This is a genomic window from Bradyrhizobium australafricanum (genome assembly GCF_020329495.1).
GTDB lineage: Bacteria > Pseudomonadota > Alphaproteobacteria > Rhizobiales > Xanthobacteraceae > Bradyrhizobium > Bradyrhizobium australafricanum.
Genome location: NZ_JAGKJL010000029.1, coordinates 98,284 through 116,573, shown reverse-complemented (window position 1 = coordinate 116,573; position 18,290 = coordinate 98,284). Strand labels below are relative to the sequence as shown.

The 18,290-nt window shown below is 60.6% G+C and carries 7 protein-coding genes; 1 reads left to right on the top strand and 6 read right to left on the bottom strand.

Translation table 11 applies throughout. The features are described from left to right. Positions 1–282 (top strand): transposase (locus J6525_RS24890; protein WP_225646681.1); only part of this gene is annotated, 282 nt, incomplete at its 5' end. Positions 283–659: 377 nt separating this feature from the next. On the opposite strand, the gene J6525_RS24885 is transcribed toward J6525_RS24890, so the two are convergent. The 6 genes from J6525_RS24885 to J6525_RS24860 all read right to left on the bottom strand — a co-directional run bounded on the left by J6525_RS24885 (position 660) and on the right by J6525_RS24860 (position 18,174). Then, positions 660–2,327 (bottom strand): PIN domain-containing protein, encoded by a 1,668-nt coding sequence (locus J6525_RS24885; RefSeq protein WP_225646680.1) that lies wholly within the window; start codon positions 2,325–2,327, stop codon positions 660–662. A 157-nt stretch (positions 2,328–2,484) separates the two neighbouring features. Then, complete coding sequence (locus J6525_RS24880; protein WP_376708559.1) at positions 2,485–2,655, bottom strand: 2OG-Fe(II) oxygenase; 171 nt, start codon at positions 2,653–2,655, stop codon at positions 2,485–2,487. 197 nt (positions 2,656–2,852) lie between these two features. Next, entirely contained in the window at positions 2,853–4,499 is a 1,647-nt protein-coding gene (locus J6525_RS24875; protein ID WP_225646679.1) for an ATP-binding protein, read from the bottom strand. Between the two features lie 3 nt (positions 4,500–4,502). Continuing rightward, positions 4,503–13,757, bottom strand: a complete 9,255-nt coding sequence (locus J6525_RS24870; protein ID WP_225646678.1) for an RNaseH domain-containing protein — start codon at positions 13,755–13,757, stop codon at positions 4,503–4,505. After that, the gene (locus tag J6525_RS24865) at positions 13,754–17,134 is read right to left on the bottom strand and encodes a pPIWI_RE_Z domain-containing protein (RefSeq protein WP_283848642.1); all 3,381 of its coding nucleotides are present in this window, start codon (positions 17,132–17,134) and stop codon (positions 13,754–13,756) included. Before J6525_RS24865 ends, J6525_RS24870 begins: the two co-directional genes overlap by 4 nt. Further along, entirely contained in the window at positions 17,131–18,174 is a 1,044-nt protein-coding gene (locus J6525_RS24860; protein ID WP_225646677.1) for a restriction endonuclease-related protein, read from the bottom strand. The genes J6525_RS24865 and J6525_RS24860 overlap by 4 nt, the downstream gene beginning before the upstream one ends. Positions 18,175–18,290: the final 116 nt, after the last annotated feature.

The following is an 18,290-nucleotide window of genomic DNA, read 5'->3' as shown; positions in this document are numbered from 1 at the left end:
GCAAAAGGTGAGGTCGTCATCCTCGACAATCTTGGCAGTCACAAGGGCAAGTCCGCTCGCAATGCGATCCGCGCCACCGGAGCGCACCTGCTCTTCCTGCCGCCCTACAGTCCCGATCTCAATCCGATCGAACAGGTCTTCGCCAAGCTCAAACATCTGATGCGAGCCGCAGAACCGCGCGATGTCGAGGCAACCTGGCGCAAGGTCGGCGAACTCCTCGACCTCTTTTCTGCACAAGAGTGCGCCAACTATCTCAAAAACTCAGGCTATGTTTCCGTATAAAAACAGCGTGCTCTAGGCATTACACGAGCACAGTATTCGGCCTTCTCGCTCGCTGCTGATTGACGAGCACGACACAGCCGTCCCTTGGCCGCCGCCGACGGCGCAGATTAGACATCTAAAAGGTACCGTTTCGCGACAGCGTATCTGATTCTCATTTATAATCAGCGCCTTACGCCAAAAGCCGTGCTTGCAAGAGCGCCCGTGTACGGAAATACATGCAAAAATTAGATGTGATCAGATCGCGTAGAATGAAGCAATAAACCCATAACGCGCTCCGGTAGCCCCCCGAATAGTCGCCACTCCTCGGTCAACTACACAAACGATCTCGCCGGATTTTGCCGCCAGCTCCATCCCGGCGGCCGAGGTCCTGTACGTGGTCAACTTGATGCGTCGACCATGGCTTTGGCCAAATCGAACATCCCGAGGGGCTCAATCTTCCGTCCGACGATCACCTTCGCCTGCGCCGGCACCGTTAGATTATCTGCGTGCACCGTGCATTGGACCACGCCGCGCACGTCGCCGGCCTCGCCGAAGAGCACCTTGAATTCGAAGAATTCATCTCCACTCTGATGCCGCCACAATTGGCAAGTGAGTGAGCCCTTCGGCACCGGCTCATCTGCAGGCCACGACGCGTAGTAAAACTCCTCGGGCGCCGGCTCCTCCGGGATAAGGAACTGGTGCACCGGGACGCTTGGGATTGGTTCGAATCGGGAAATGGCGGCGGCCGGATCAAAGCCGGGGCGCATCAGGGCGTCGAACCGGGTGACGCCATTGATGGACTCCTGTATCCGGCGCATTGCGTCGGACGTCGCAAAGGGAGATTGGCCCATCATTCCCAATTCTTCCGTTGCGCTGAGGGCACTGGCATATCCTGCAAACGGATCGGTCCCGCGAATTGTGGCGAGATCGAAGCCGCGGGTCGGCACAGGTTTGACGGGTGACGAGAGGATCGTGACCCGTCGACCGAATGCCGGGGGCTTAGGTGCGGGCGGCAGCCGCGGGCTCGGCTCTGGAGTAGACGAGGTGCTCGGACGGTCCCCATCATCTTCGTCGCCATCAACGTCATCTGTCCCGCCGCGCGGGCGCATTAGCGCAAGCTTACCGCCCGTTTCAAATTCGACCCGAACGCGTTCGGCCGGCCGCGATCCGTCGTTCGACATGACCCATCGCAGCACGACGGGCGGCGCCTCCACGTCTCGACCCATATGCAGGCTGCGCAGCACGCCGCGGCAATCGTCGAGCCATTTCGGGTAGACCTCGTTACGATACTTGGCGATCTCCTCATCTGACGGCGCCGAGTATTCGACTCTCTTTGTCTCCCCTGATGCGTCGGTGGTGGTCGTTGCCTCCGGCGGCGTGAAATCGGCACGCAGCGGATGCTTGAGGCGTAGCGCTTCGACAAGGTCGGCAATCTCTGTCTCGGTCAGCGGGTTAGCCGCCTTGCCTATGGCCTTGACGAGGCCGTCGGCGCCCGTGGTCGCGCAGCGGATCTTGATCTTTGGCTCCTGGTCGCGATACGCCGCGAGATCCTTCTTGAGCTCACGGATCTGCTTTGCCTCGGTCGTCTCGGTAGCTGGGCGCCGCCAAGTCTGCGGAATCATTGCGTACGGCACGCCCAGATCGAGCGCCATGCCGGCAGGACCGCCATCGTCGGTGAACAGCTTCAATCCGTGATTTCCCGCCTGCTTCTTCAGCGCCGACACGATTCCGATCAACCGATCGTCGGCCCGGTCATAGTCCAGGTGGTCCTTAAGATCGGGATCCGGCAGGACCGCGGTGGCGCGGCGCAGAATGACCTTCGGACCCGACGCCCGGATTTCGGAGTTACTAAGGCCGGTCTCGAGCATTGAGCGAAACCGACCGAAGATGTCGAGCGCTCGGTCGCGCGTGCGTCCCCCGCCCTTTTTGTGCCGGTCAATCTCGTCCAAGACCGGTTTCGTCAGCAGCAGGACGATCGGATCATGCCCGAGTTCCTCCCACGGTAGATTCTCGAGCGCCTTGAATTCGAAGAATAAGTTGGTGTCCGGAACGAGGTGCAATTCCATTGATTTCACGCAATATGATTTAAACTCGAAATATCGTGGTTCCGTACCGCCTATTCAAGGATTCGCGCCGCCCTCCCCCGACCGTCCATAGCAATCCAGCGCCGGCGTCGCGCAAAAGGACGGTCACAGGTCCGGCACCAATGGTGACCGGACCTGGCTACTTCAAACACTCAGGTCGCGTGTGGAAGATCACGCCGACCGTGTGCCGCCTGCCCTGATAGAGCTTGCTCACACCGTGGTTCAATTTCACTTGGTAGTCGCCGCGGACGCCACGCACGGGGCGCGCATTCACCGCGGACACGGCAGCATCTCCCTTCTTGAGGGGCAGCTGTGTTTCGGCTCCGAATATTGCCCCCTTTCGGCGTCAAACCTTGACCCCAGCTACACGACCTTTTCAGATACAACCTCAGCCAGTTAGGTGCTGCGGAATGGGGTCAAGGTTGGGCGCCGAAAGGGGGCAAACGAGGCGCTGATTTACATGTCTTGCTACTCTCGGCGGTCAATTGGGGCACTGAACGGCGCTTACTATTGCGCGCTCGTGCCACCTCGAGAGCGAAGGTCGACCACCTGAATGTCCTGTCTCCCGTCGCCATTCAGGGCTGCGGGCAGCTGGGCTGTGAAGGTCGCATGATATTGCTCGACTACCCCCTTCTTTGCGCGCCAGCCGGCGTCGCGTTGCTTCTCCTCAAGCGGCCGATCGATGATCACATATCGAACCTTGAGGTCCGGAGGCGCAATTGAGACCTGCCTCAGGCGATGCTCGGGCTCCACGTGCATCGCGTCGACGATGACATCGCGCCCCTCCCCCAAGAGGCGAGAACTACGCGACCGGACGCGATGAAATACGTCCGATTGGTCTCCGGGGAGTTCGCCGTCGCTGCTGTGCTCCTTTCGGATTTCGTCGGACGAGACGACGTCAATTCCCTGCTCGGCTGACCACCTGGATTTGCCGGCGCCCGAAGGCCCTACCGTCAGTGTCATAGTCTGTCCGCACCGGGGCCAGTTCCAGCCGGGGATGTCGCAGTCGAGGGTCTCCCTGTTGGCCTCGTAGTGCTCGGAAAACAAAGTTATCCCGTTCGAGTCGATGAGATCCTTGTGTGCGACCTTGTTCCGCGTCCATGCGGCAATCTTGACTAGGTCGGCTTCCTGCGGAGTGAGCAAGTGCTCCGTGTGTGTCCTGAAATCGTAGAACTCGATCTTCCAGAAGTCAGTGATCTCGAAACGACGACCATTGATGTCTTTTCGGAGCGGCGTTCGCGGAGAGATCTTCTTTGCCAGGACATGGCGGTATTTGGAGATGAGTGACCTCAGGATTCGGTGCGTGAAGGGTAGGAGCACGCTTGCCTGCGCTGTCCAGAGCCTCCTGCGAACATGATCCTCCAAGCCATGTTTGACGGCCGCTACGGGGTGCGCCGCAGGTTCGTCATCCCAGTAGTCGACAAGACCGTTCTCCCAACATGGGTATAGGAGGTTCGATCCCGTAGCCTCCCGCGCGAGGAGCGGAAGTGGGTCGATTTGGTCCGCGGGATCCCAGACGAACATCTTTTCGATCATTTCGCGAGACCAGGCTGCGACCTCGATGGTCGCCGCATGTCCAACGCGGGAAAGCAGGTCTTGGGTGGGGCGGCCGCCGATCCCGGCGATATAGCTCGCGCAATCGTAGCGATCGGTCATCCCCAGCGTCGAAATGACTTCGGCCGGGCCGCAAAGTGAGGCCAGTTCCTCGCGGCTCAATCCCACCGGAAGGAGCAGCAGGACGATAGGGCCTACGAGCGCCTCCCCTACCGGCTCAGCCAGCAGCTGACGTAGGAAGAGACTCCATCGTCGCAGATGTACGCGCTCCACACCGTCGACGATCAGCACCTCGTCGACGAGATTTGGATGGGAGGCGAAATCGGAGACCGATCCGATTTCCACCGCAGGCACATTCAACAGGCCGGCAAGAAGGTGTGGGATGGCCTGGGACTGATCCTGGTCGGCCACGTTGATAGTAACGCATTCGAGGGACAATTCTGCCCGCAGCCTGCGTTCGATTGCTGCAGAGAAGCCCGCTGGACGAGGTTGTGGTGCGGAGATGCAAATTGCCCTCCGCTTGCGCGCCACGCTCAGCACAATCTTCCCGATTACATTTGCAGGGCCGGGTTGCGCCCACCAGAGTTGCTGCCGGTCCATGATCTATTCCGAACGGAGAAGCGCTGCGTGGACGAGCGGGTTCAGGTCCACTTTACGGAGACTGCGATTGCCGGAGTGGTCGGGAGAAAACGAGATGATCCCGAGCAAATCGCTGTAGACGGCGAGGACGCTTGGTGAAATCGAGCGTCCGTCAGACGAGCAAAGATACTGGAAGTCCTTGAACGTGATTGTCGACCCATCAGCATACTGCGCAAGCTCGCGGAAGAACTTCTCCAGCTCTGGCGGGATTCCCAGGCGTTCGAATAGGGCGCTGGACGCGGGCAAGCTTTCTGCGTCCGCATCGATGAGCGAGGAGGCCTGCGCAGGCCGTTCTGAGATACGTGACAACAACGGGCCGACAGTTTCCGACCAACCGCCAGTGGCCTTGATTATGCGGGCCACCAGGTCGCCCGACAGCTGAAGAGATTCGAGCCTGGCGCCGAGATAGGATCGCGTAACTGGTCTCAGCCTTACCGTCTTGATCTGCGGCATGACCCGCTTGAGGACCGTGATGTCGCTGGACCACGCCGTCGCGTGCTCTGGACCACCCAAGAACACGACCCTGACTTCGCCCTTTCGGATGCGTCCGACCCGCTCAGCCTCCACGACCCAATCAGGCCGCCATGGCGTATCAAGCGAGACAACAAGCACCCTCGGCTGTCCCGTTTTCGACGCCCGCCGAGCGTCCTCAATGAGGTCCTTTTTGGCCTCGTAGGTCCGCAACTCGATTTCGACCAGGCCGTCCTTGACGCGGCTGGAGTCCTTCAATGCGGATTCAACGTAATGAATACCAGCGCAAGGGGTGCCAAAGACGACGCCGATACCCCGCGAGCGTGGTGCCGCCGTCGTTGCGACCGGGGTGGTGTTAACCGCGGGAGCAAACGGAGCGATGAGGTCAGATTCCTGGCCATCGGTCAGCGGTGACACGTGGCCCGAGCTATCGACCCCCGGTAACGGCTTCCCGAGGGTGCGCCGGAAGTTCTTGGGATCGAAGACCTTCGGCGGGGCCTCCTTTTGACGATAACTTTCGAGCTTTCTCGTCAAATCAGCCTCGTCGGATGCCATCAACTCCAGAACGCTGCGCGACCTAAGCGCAAAACCGCCGGTAACGGTCCGCCGCGCGATGCCGAAGCCTTCCATCTCTTCGAGGAGATACTCGATTTCAATGGGGTCGCTGCCTGGCGGGAACGCTGCGGGCCAATAGTCTACGGCGCGCTCGGCCACCTCAGCCGACGTCATTCCCTCGGCCGCCATACCAGAATCTCTCTCAAGAAGCTCTCGGGCGGCAAGAATGTAGGTCAGAAGCTCATATCGCCCCTCGATCGAGACTATCGTCTTTTCAAACGTGGCGAATAGCTTGGTCCTCACGTCAGACGACCTGAGCGCATCCTCGACGAGCGATGTGGTGATCTGATCCGGGAGGCGGCTGGTCTGTTGAGCCCGGACATGGATGATCCGCAGCAGTTCCTCACAAAACAGCTGGATGAGGACGGGGTAGTAGTTCGTGAAGCTCAGGATCCGCCAGACATCCTCTCGTTTCTCAAACTCAAAACCCATGGCCGCAAGCGGCCCCCTCACCAGGAGCTCGGCGTCGTCGACGTCCTGGTCCAGCAGCGGACCGATCTGCAGCGGATCGTTGGAGATGTGGACGAGAGGCGAGTTCTCGGTGCGTGCAAGTCGGGACACATTGTGCAGCCCAGCCAGCACAAATTTGAACCGGTTCTTGGAGTCCGCCATCAGCTGAAGAAGGGTCCTGATGCAGCGGAAGCCCGTCCCCGCTTCGTTCAGAAGGAAGTTGTCGACCTCGTCGATCAAAAGGAGCATCCGGCGCCGTTCGTCAGCCGCCAGCCAGGCCATGATGGCCGATGTGAACTCTTCGCCGTTTCGAACCGCTCGGGGGAAAATCGTGACGCGACTGGAGATTCGCTCGAAGGCGTCCGACGCGTCAACGACAGAATCCACGTCGACATACGCGAATTCAGCGTTGGCGGGCGGTGTGGCGTGGATTTGTTGCAGCAATGCCGTCTTGCCAAGGCGCCGGCCGCCAAAGACGATGAACGATCCGACCGGCTTTACGATCTCTTGCCGTTCCCACGAGCGTCCCTTGAACATTTCTGGGGGAACGGCTGATCTCCCGTAGTCCTTGTAGGGGTCCGCTCCCGAATATCCCTGCCCGATCTCCATGATGGCACGGCGGTGATCGTCCTTGTCGGCCAGAGCGACAGCGATAAGTGCCTCGTCGACGACCAGCATTGCACGGCGTCGCTTGAACAGATCAAGGCGAAGTTGAGCCCTGCGCTCAGAATTGAGCACCCCGAGATAGAGCACCAGAACGCCGCGGGGACCTGCGCCGTCTGCCAGCTCGAGAAGACCCTGGTGCGATACGGTCGACGTGACGACGCAGATGCGCCAGGAGCCTTGGGTCACGCTCCCGAACTCGGGAAGGAGCAGCGAGTATGGGTCGAGGGACGGCAGAGATACCTTTGCGTCGAAGGCGTATACCTGTTGGCGAATTCGCGTCAGTACCTGATCGATCTCACATTTGCCGACTTCGAACAGAAGCTGGGAAACGATGTTGGCGAGCGTCTCTCCAATCTGAGGTCCAGCGGAAGCCTTGATATGGCGCTTGAGTGCCGGCAGCAAAGTGCGAGCAATGTTGGCAGCCTGTGTGCGTTGCTCCTGTTCAAGGTGACCATAGTCGAGTGGCCCGAAGCCGCGGCCCCCGTCGATGGCTCTCGCCACCTGCAAGACGTCCAAAGAGGTCAATTGCGGAAGCAGAGACTTGAAGCGCGCCAGCCGCCCGTTTAACGGCCCGGTCGGCAGCGCAGGTTTGCGGATGCCGTCGGCGCGGATCATATTCAGCCAGTCGGCAAGGGTCGTGAATTCCCGTCGCGTCAGCAAGCTGCGGAGCTCTGCTCCCGTCTGCGGGTCGAGCTTTCCTTCGTGATCCAGTTGGGAAATCTCGTTAGCGTACTCGTTCGTGGCCTTCTCGAACTCGCGCTGCGCCTCGGTTTCGACCTCCCGAATGCGAGCGAAGGCCGAGTTGAAATCCTCGACCCTGTCGCCGGCGATTGTCTCCGGCAGGAATGTTGGAGGCAATTCCACTGGCAGATTGCGGGGATGGATCGTCGACAGTGTCTCCTTGAGCCGAGCCGACTGTTCAAGAGAGCCGACCGCCATTCTGCGCATCCGCTCGATCGTCCGCTCGGTATCGCGAAGCCGCATCGCAACCTGGTTCTTCTTCGCCTCCTTATCGGCGTCGAGTTTCGACCGCAGCGCGTCGGTTACGGCCGATCCGATCCCGTACCAGTGGGCGATGTTCAGGAGCATGTAGGCGGGGACGAAGGCCGACTCCGTGCGCCGATGCTCGAATGCCTCCGTGATCGAGGCGGCAGGGTCGGCGCCGACCAATGGGGTATTCACGCCCATGATTTCTTGAAGAAGGCGGTCCGGATTGTACGGCGAAGGCGTCCATCCGCCGGTCCAGGTCATGTTGGGTAGCCAAAGCAAGGGCGTATGGAGGCCGACTGCCAGGGGAGGAGCATCCCGATCAAATGGTCGCCGTCCGGCGAGCATGTCGCGCAGCGGCGCCAGGATCGCTTCGCTTTGCTGTACAGACGCTCTGGTCAATGCCCCCCCGCCAGACTGCGGGAGCATTGCTTCGTCTATGCCGGCGAGCGCGTCGTCCCGCATCCGCTGCACAGCTTCCAGTCGGTTGGGGGAGCGTCGAAGCGCGCTCAGACCGTCGATGGATCGAACCAGGTCGGCGCACTGTTGCCCCACTCGCGACAATACGGCGAATGCGCGCTCACGGGACTGTCCATCAATTTCGTGGCCGCCACTCAGGCCGGAGAGGGTCTCGTCGAGGAGGCGCAGAATCTCGGCGCGACTCCGTAGTCGCTCTGCGGCTTCCCGGGCGACGGTCTGGTCCGCTTCGGTCAACTCGGTCAACAGCCGGCCAAGGAGGGCCTGAGGGGTCATCAAGGCGTTACGCAGGCGATCGCCAACATGGAAACGAAAGCGCGTCGACCTGAACGATGAAATCGCTTCCTTGATGGCCTCTACCGATTCCGAGATGAACTTGTCGTCCCGCGAATGAGCTTCGACCGCCAGGAGGTTGGCGACGGTGATGGGGAAGCCCAGTTTCCGGTTCTCCTCGACGACGGATACGAGCTTTCGGAAGCGCTCGAACGGTCCTAATTTCGCAATGCTCCCGACCAACGGAACGGCAGCTCCGTCTTCGGGCCTGAACAATGCTGCAGCGATGCTCCCGCTCAGAAGCAGAGTCAGTCGAGCGATTGATCGATCGTCCGTTTGCTCCCCGAGCGACTGGGCCAGGGCGAGTGCGTCACTCCGGACTGAGCTCAGGGTCTCAAGATCTTGTCCAGAGAGCCCGAGTGCCCGTCCGGTGGTCGCCGCCAAGCGAAGCTCTGTCGCTGTGTAGATATCATCGGTCGCCTGCAGCACCGCTGAGGCGCAGTTGCGAAGATGGAAAGCAAGACCATGTTCCCCGATAGAAAATAGGCCATCAAGCCGTGTGATGATTTCATCTCGAAGCGGGTCTGCCTGATCTGACTCGGGAAGTGCCTTGCTCGGGCTTGCCGCGAGCGCCAGATCGGCGATCTCTTCTTCTGGAGGGGCCTCGATAACGGTGTCCTGGATGTCCTGCTCGAGAACGGGATCGAGTTCAGATTCAAGCGCGACAGGAGTCCCGGCGACCAGCTCCGGGATGGCTTCCTGGTGTGTCGGACCGGCCGGCCTGGGCTCCTCTAATGGAGCAACCTTGACGGCGGGCTCAACGAGGGGGAGGCTGTCGAGTGCGAGACCGATGCGGTCGAGGGCGCGGCGCAGAGCTTCCGCGCGGTCTTCGTAGAGTACGGTAGTCTGTTGTCGGGCTTGCAACAACGGAAGCGTCGTCTCGAGGCGGACAATTTCTGCCCCAAGGACATCGGATGATTTGATCGCCTCCTCAGCCTCGGCCTGGAGTCCGGCGGCACGTTGCAATTGTTCCGTTTCAGCTTCAGTTGCGACCTCGAACAGGCGCGTGAAGATGTCCGGGGCATTGGCCGCATCACCGGTTAGTGATGTCAGCGCGTCAGCTGCTTTGGTGGCGAGAAGGCGAAGTGCATCCCGAAGTTCGGAGGTCGGTTGCTTTGCTGGCGCGAGTTGGACTGCCCGCTCGTGAAGCGCTCCCAATGCCGCGAAGACATCCTGAAGCCTGGACAGGACCGAATCGTCCATTGGGCCGGTCTGCCGCCCTTCCTTCGCGAGGGTGTCTAGCGCATCGATTTGCCGTGTCCAGGCGAGCCCGACTTCGTCGAAGTTGTTCGGGTGAACTGTAGTCCCTTCGGCAGAGGTCTCGACTCCGGCAGTCGAGTTTGCTTCGTCGCGGACCAGTTCAGAAATATTTGGACTTTGGGCGGGCGACTGGCGCATCGCATATGGAATGACGACTTGCTCAATCACCTCGCCGATCGTCTGAGCGTTACCGAACAATTGAAACGGACCGACCACGGCGCGCAAATATCGGCCTAGTTCACCCCAAGGCCCCTCACGGGCCTCCAACCTGTTGAGTCCTTCAGCCGCCTCCGAGCATTTCGTATTCCATGCTGCATGTCCGGGAAGTCCCAGTGTCTCGGCAAGCTGAGCGTCATTGTCTCCGCCGTTCTCCGATGCGTGAAGTGCCCAAAGTACCGACAGATGGGTCTCGCCTTTAGCAAGCGGTTTCTGGGTACGGAGGCGGCGCCAAAGTTCGTGGTTCTTTGTGATGATCTGATTTTTTGGCAGTCCTCGGCGGTCGTCTGGAAAGAACTGATGCTGGAATACGACGGCGAATGCCGGATAGCGGAGTGCCTCCCGGTAAATTGCCGGCATCTCCTGGACCGCCGGCCTCTCCTCCGGCCATGGGAAGCCGGTCACGTTGCGGATCCAGTCCCGGTCCTCGTGCATATGCCTGGTGTCGGAGTTCACGACATGGATGGCGTTTGCGAGAAACTCTTCGGTGACGAATGAGGGAAGCGGCGCGGAGGGGCTTCGCAAGGTCGTGATGAACGTATCGATTTGCTGCGATTCATCGATATTCGGTGTCGACGGCTCGAGCGAAGCGTTCACTGTGGGCTGTGTCATGGCAATATCACTGGAGGGCAAAGGCGCCGGAATAGGCGCGGATGGATTAGGCGGTTGTTCTAGATCGGTCTCGGATCGAACGGGGTCGCTGTCGCTCTCGACGCGGTGAGCGCTAAATTCTTCGTCGAAGTCTGGCACGTCGTCCTCAACGTCACCGGCTCCTTCGAACCAGCGCTTCGTCTCAGCGTAGCCAACCGGTTCGTAGCGATCGGATGAAGGCGCTGCGAGCGCATCATCATCGTCCCCGTCGGTGAGATCAGCATCGGGATCGTCGAATTCGGCGCCGGTACCGTATCGGTCCATGTAGTCGAGGATCTTCGACCTGAAGGACAGCGGCGCCGGCAGGAAGGTTTCGTCGGCGGTGTGCGAATAGCCGTTGCGCAGGGCCGAAACCAGCGTTGCGACTGCGTCCTCGTCGTCTCCGAGTTGAGACGGGATTACAGTGACCTCGAGTGTCACCGGAATCCGGGAGGGCGCGTCCCACGGGGTGATTTCGCCAGGTTTCGAGAGAACGCGATCGCTGAATTCCGCCTTACCCTTGGTAGAATGCGCATCCGCCTTGCGGAACCCGGGCTTGCTGCGATAGACGGACTGCCCTCTTGCGCCACGATTCCGGACATTGAACCCGTGAGCAGTCAGGTAGTGCCGCGCTCGCGCGTTTCCTTCGGCCATGCTTTCGACGAGGCGTTCAATCGCGGTCGCATATACGTCGTCAACTGGACTTTCAGGACGGCGACGGCCGTCTCGGGTGACTGGAATCCATTGGCGGTGCGATTCCACGGCGAGCCGCCCAGCAGATCCTTCCCTGACGCGAACGAAACGCAATCCCTTCCAGGATGACGGCGGGCGCACGGCAGGATCGTCCAAATAAAGCTCGGAACTGATGTTCTCGTCGGAAAGCCACTTCCAAAACGATCTGGTGGTCGTGGACTCCACCAAAATGAGCGCGTGAGGATCTTCAGTCGCGATTTCGTTTACGATCGATCGCAAGAAGCTCAGGAAATTCTTCCGACGCTCAGGGAGCTTGTCGCCCAACGAAGTCACCCCGGCGGATGCGACATCGACCAGGGTTGTTGACAGCTGTTCGAATTTTCCGGCGTCGAGGATCCCGTTGCGAACGAAGCCAATGCGTCCGGAAATTCGTCCCGTCGCGATCTCGATCTTCATCGCGGCCGCAAGCGTGGCGCCTTCGGGGCGCCCTGTCCGTGAGGACGCTTGCGAGACCACGGATATCCCGACGATCAAGCGGGGGCGGCTTTCTGCCGGGAAAGCTGTCTTGACCAGGGGCGCCGGCACCGGTCCCAATCCCGCATGGCCAAACAGCAGGTCGTAGAGCGCTGCCTGCACCCGATGCATGTATTCAGCGGCTTTGCCGTGGTCGGGCGGCAAGAGGTATTGCACGCTGCAGCGTGCGATCGTCGCCAGGGAGTTGCGGCCCACTTCCTTATTGAGGACGTCTTCGTCTCGTCCCTCATAGGTGCGCGCCGCCTGGACAATGACCGGCGAACCTGGTGACAGGTCCCGCATTTGACCGGCCAGGGCCGCCCATGCGTCCCGGCGGGCGGCAGCGCGCTGTACGCGGCTCATTTTGGCTTCGCCGTCGAGGTCCTTCCGAAGTCCATGAACCCCGTCAGGCATCGCATAGCGCACAACGTTCACCCGATCGCCGAAGAGCAGGCCGACAACCGACCGGAAAATGGTCTCCTCGGCTTCACGCCGGCAGACGAAACCGAGATCGATCCGGACGCCTGCTCCAAATGCTTTGTCCAGGCGTTCCTGGTTTGCCGCGAGCAATGGCTCGAGATCGACGGTCTTGACCGGCCGCGGCCGGCCGCGCGGCTTCTTCTCCGGAGCCCCGAAGAGCTCCTCAATGCGAGCAGGAACGTCCTCTTCCGGCACGCGACCGAAGTGATGATTGATGAGATTGAAGAGCGTTGCTTGGGAGTGAAATTCGGTCGGACGGTTGGTTGCGGAATTTAGAATTCGCAGGCGGGACGGTTCGAAACCGAACACAGCGAGGTGTTCGCTCACAGTGCGGGTCAGGTCAACCTGATCCTGCAAAGTCACGCCCGTTGGCAGTTCTGGAACGGGCCTGTAGCCGTAGCGGAAGGGCACTCCCACAAAGAGGTCCGGCAGCCGGCCGCGTGACTTCACGAGCGCTGCCAGGTCGTCGAACGATTCGCCGGTCGTCCGGCCCGCCTCGTAGATGAGGGGATCCAGTTTGACCGCAGGTAGCCCCTTGTCGAGGCGGGCTGAGAGCGTGACTGCTCGTGTGACAGGAGAGCGCATCGCAACCCGGATCGAAATGCGCCGGCGCCCAAATAACTGGTTTGCGGTCGGGAGTTCGCTGCACCAGATCTTTTTGCTCGCCTTTACGACCAGGAATGGCAGGCTCGAAGAAGGTCGAGTGGCGACAGACACTTGAGCGACCATCGAGAACATGTCGCTGCTGCCCGGTAACGTGGAGGGCCAGGTCTCGAACGAGATGGCGTTGCCGTAGTCTCGCTCGATCACGCGGTGGACGGGACCCAACCCTGGAAACAGTTCGGTCCCGTCCAGGGCGGATGCGGCGATCGCCAGCAGAGCATCTGAAAGCTGGTGGAATTCGTATTGAAGGGCGTCAGGGACGCTGCCTTCAAACGGCATCGGAGGTGAAGTGATCTGTTCGAGCAGTTCCCCTTTGAGGGCTTTCTGTTCGAAAAAGTCGACGTCACCGCAATCGATGCCTAGTTTCTCGACCCATTCCCGGAGCGTCAGCTGCGCCCAAACGGATACCGCGCGATGGGCGGCTACTTTCACCTCCGTGGGTGAGCCGATGGCCGCGAAAAACGGATCATCGTCCTTCGTGGGTAAAATCCAGCTTTCAAGCAGGATCATTCCTGAGACTCGGGCCTGGATGGAGGCCCTCAGATCCGCATATGGAAGCTCCTTCCCTTCGGGGCGGCGCGTGTCCTGAGCCATCCTCCGAATTCGTTTCAGGACACTGACCGCAATCTCCGTCCATCTGAAACGGACCGGAGGAATCGGCGGATTGGAGGATACCGGCAGCCCGCGCCAGACCAATGCGCATTCGAGCGTCGACTGTCCGACCTTTGATTTGACGAAGAGCTGTTCTTCCAGATTTTCGGTCATTCCGGATCCATCTCCGGAAAGACCACATTCGAACAGGCCTTCAAGGGATAAAGGAACGGTTCGTAGAGAAGTTTGTAGATCTCGCGTTCTACGGGATCGGGGCTTGAGAGCAGGCCGTCCAGGACATCGCGCATTGCTACGATCATGCTGCTCCGCTGGGTATCCCGCCGGTTTTGGGCCGATTGAGGTGCGAATGACGCGTCGACAAAGAAAACTCTCGTCTTGCATCCGTTGCGCATGGCGCGACCGATCGTCTGCAGGAGATCAACCATCCCGTCGGCGACAAATGGCCGGATCATGCGGCCGAGCCGGCTCATCTGCTGGGGACGCCGGAGCAGCCATCGGAGAGCGTCCAGTGCGTCATCGCGCGCTGAACGCCACTCCCGCGCGAGGCCGGCAAGGTCGGCGGTTGCCGGTATCGAGCGTTGATCGAACTTCAGTGCGAGTTGGCCGGCCAAGCCGCCCGTAAATGCGAGACTGTCCGCCGTCGGATGCGGCCTGACAAAGAAGGCGATATTGCCAAGCACCGCATCCCGCACGCGATCCCCATCGGTGAAGACGATGTTGACGCCTCGGCCGATGGCCTTCATTGGGAAAACGATCGCATCCCAATCATCCCTGGCGCCGAGCATTTCCACTTGGCTTGCGGAAACCCATTGCGACCGCTCCGACACGGGGATCTTGCTGACATCGGCCGAGACACCAATGACGCGGTGAGCTGAAGACGACGTGCGCTTGAGGTGGTCCTTGATGAAGGCCACTTGGTCGTAGGAGTTGACGACAATCCCAGTGCGTCTGCCGGGATCGAACTGGTCGTCGCGTAGTTGATGGACGAGCGGGTCAGACCCCGAGAAGAAATGATCGGTCAGAAGCCGGAGTGCGTGATTCCGCTCGCGCTCCGAGCCGGCACCGCTGACACGGACGAATTCACCTCGTCGATCCGGGTCGGGGACGGCAAGGAAGGAGTAGACGCTCTGTCGCCAGGCTTCGCTTTCTCCCTCGCGACGTAAGACGTAGCTTGGCCGTACCGGCACATGGTAGCTTGGACTTGGCGCGAGATAGCTGGTGGCCGACGCCATCAGCACCGCCGGCCCCCTGATGCCATCTTCGGCCAGCATTTCCGATAGATGGTAGAGGAGCAGCCGTGGAACACCGGCGAATGAGAGGTATTGCAGCCGTAACGAACGCTGCCCGCGCTCGTTGGTGTCGTTGGCAAATCGAATTCCTGAAAGACGGCCGATCAGGGATTCTGGCAGATTTCTGCGAAGGTCCGCTGTGACCCCCTGCCCGAAAACGCGCTCAGTGTGAACGCCTTCTGCGATCATCGCGTATTGCGCCGGGACCAATGCGAGGAATTGCAGTACAATCGTGGTCACCTCGACCAGGAAGCGGAAGAGAATCCGGGCCTCTTGCGGATCGAGGTCGGCGCGCGGAGGCAGCACGCCGAAGAATGCCGCGCGCATCTCGTCGTAATTTTCCTCGAAACGTTCGACCAGGCGGGCATTTAACAGCGTCGTGAGCGCGGTTCGAAAACGGATGATAGCCGGTGCGAGAGCAGCAGGATCGATGTTCAGGTCACGAGCGACGCGATCGAGATCCAGCCTCTCCTGCAGGTCGTCTTCGCCATCTCCTCCGGTGTCGCCCGCGAGAACCGAGCGAACCAGTTGGTCGAACAGTTTCCTGATCAGGTCGAAGCGTCGATTGCCAGGCTCGTCTTCGTCGACACTCGGATCCAGATACATGCTTGCCAGGATCGAGTTTCCGGTGACGAAGGCGTTCTCGAACCGGGCGAGGACGCCGCGCTCCTCGGCCATCCGCTCGAGAAGATGAGCGCGAAGCGCCCGGTTCAGCCGCATGAAGCGGTTTGATGCGAGCGTATAATTCTCAATCGAATTTGATAGTGCGAATCCGCGTCCGGAGGCGACGGGGTCGTAGACGTCGTCGAGCAGAATCGACTCGTAGGAGTCTGTCGACCCGAAGAGATGGAGTTCGGCAAAGCCCTTGTCGTCGAGGGCGGCCTGGGCACCGTCGGCCTCGTCGATGATCACGAGATCGCTGGTCCGCGCCACCCTCTCGAATTGTCGCATCTTCTCGGCGTGGAAATGAGGGGACAAAGCGACTTCGGTCGAGATCACGTGCCCGATGTGGACCAGCGCTTCCGCGTCAGCCAGGCGCCGCGATGAGCGTTGGCGGCCACACGCAGTCGCAAGCGGACAAAGGCGTTCGATTTCTTTCCCCTCTTTTCCGTCCTTTTTGAGCGTCGCCTGGCGGATGGAGGAACAGGGGGGCTGTTCATGCGGATAGTCGAAGCCAGGCGGCGGAACGGACACGAATGCCGACAAGGCGCATTGGGTGCCCAATAGCTCGGCGCCCGGCGCCGTTTGTCCAAAGCCACCGCTATCAAGGGTGGCGATCCGCTCCGCAAGGCGCGTTGCATGTCGCTTCCTGGCGTCCGGTGACTGTCCAACCAGGAGTGCGGTTGGCACCCGGTAGCGAGCCAGATCTGCGTCCAGCGCCAGCGCAAACTCGATCGATGGAACAAGCAGTGTGACCCGTCGTTCCTGCCGCGCGAGGTGAACAACGAGAAGGAAGATCAAGGTCGACTTACCTGCACCGGGGAGCCCGATCATGTGGCTCAGCCCATCGAGCGAGATGGTATCGGTGGTCTTGAGAGACGCTCCCTGAGGAGAGAGCACTGAAAACACCGCGCGTCCTTCCGATCGCAGTCTTTTCAGGAAGTTCCGCGGAACGCGCGTTGGATCTCCGGCGTCCTCCTCGTCAAGGATCCGGGCAACCTGCTCGAGATCCTGGATGGTCACTGCTATCGGTGCCCGTTCCCTTTTGTCGGGCGCGATCGCAGGTGCTGGCCGGAGACCCTGGAGCTCACGCGTGTCGCATATGACGTCCGGCCCGCTCTCTCCATCGACGCGGAACCGAAATCTTCGTGAGGCGTCTGCCGCTACGCGACCGTGCTCGTCGTGCGGCAATTCGCTCAGCATGGCTTGCAACATCGCCTTTCGACGAAGGTCGTCGCCCCTGACGCGCTCGCGAATAGCGAAACCGGTGCCGGGATCTGTCGAGATGTCGAATGGTGGCTCGATATAGTCGTCGTTTGAGGAGTGATCCTCCTCCCATGCCCGGGCCTCGATGATCGCTTCCTGAAGATGCGCCTCCGACTCGATGTTCACGCCGATCAGGCGCAGGTTTCGGATGGCTCTACGGGCCTCGCGCAGGGCCGGATGCCTGGTGATGGAGCGGTAGCCCGACAGAAGCGCAGGCGCCTCTTTCAGTCGTTTCAGGCCGAGGATGTCATGCATCACGCATGCCATCCATTGGACCCGCAAGGCCGGCACATAACCTTCGGGGGCGCGCCTCATCCGATCACCGCTCGCGCAACCTCACTTACGGTCGCAAACTTGACGGACGTGGCCCCGCGGTAGGCCTGGCGAAGATCATTGAGGTAATGCGGCCTGCGCCTCACGGTGGCGTCGGGAATTGCGACGTATCGGTCATCGAAGGAGGTCAAGCCGCCGAGACGTTCGGTGAGCACCTCTCCCAGCAACCTTGGACAGGAATAGCTCTTCACATCGATGCCGAGTTCATGGGAGCGGCCGACATCGGCTGCGTCGTCACGTGGATATAGCGTCACATCGACGCCGGCGGCGCGCAGTTGGTCGTACAGGCGGATCTCCGCCAGGCCCGGCCCCACCCAAAAGGCCAGGATGTCGTCCCGGAAGACGCGCCAGCCCGTCGCATCGGCGACTGTGGCGCTGACTCGAGACGAGGGAGCTTCTTCCAGGCACGGCCCAATTCTGCAGCGGCCATCCGGGAAATGCTCGGTATCTCGGTGCGGGTAGAGAAGTCCGCCGCAGTTCGCGCAGATGTTGAAGGAGCCATCTCGGCGAAGAGCGCCGAGCGGGATCTCTGTCGACCACTGACGCATCAATTCGTCAGCAACGACTATCCCGTGCTCCTCGAGGAAATCGGAGAGCTCCCGTCGCTCATAGACCGGTCTTCGAACAATCCGTTCACGCAGGACAGAGTAAATCTGAAGCCGGGTTGCGGCGCGGACCCGCTGCACAATTTCCCGGAGTTGACGATGGTGCACGCCCTCAAAGGCGTCGTCGGAGAGCCCCTTGGCCGCCAGCGCCTGACATTCTTCCGTCGGAGCGGCCGGCTCGGTTGAAAGAAGCTTCACCTCTGCGAAGCGAAACGGGTCGGCGAACTGAGGCAATCCCCATTCGCCGACAGGCAGCCGGCGGGCGATATCGGATAGGCAATGAATGCTGTCGCCGAGATCTTCGATCGAGGCCATGAGACACAACTTCGAGACCATCTGCATCCCCTCGACCATGGTCTCGGGAAGCGCATACGGATTTACGATCTCGCCCGCGCGGACACCGCGGTGCAGGTCCATGAATCCACGACTTAAAACACGGAGGGCCACCTCCGTCTCGACCTCTCCCCCCGAATCTGATTGTCTATTAACCATATCAATATAAGAACTGACTACGCGATGTCTGTAAAGTCACT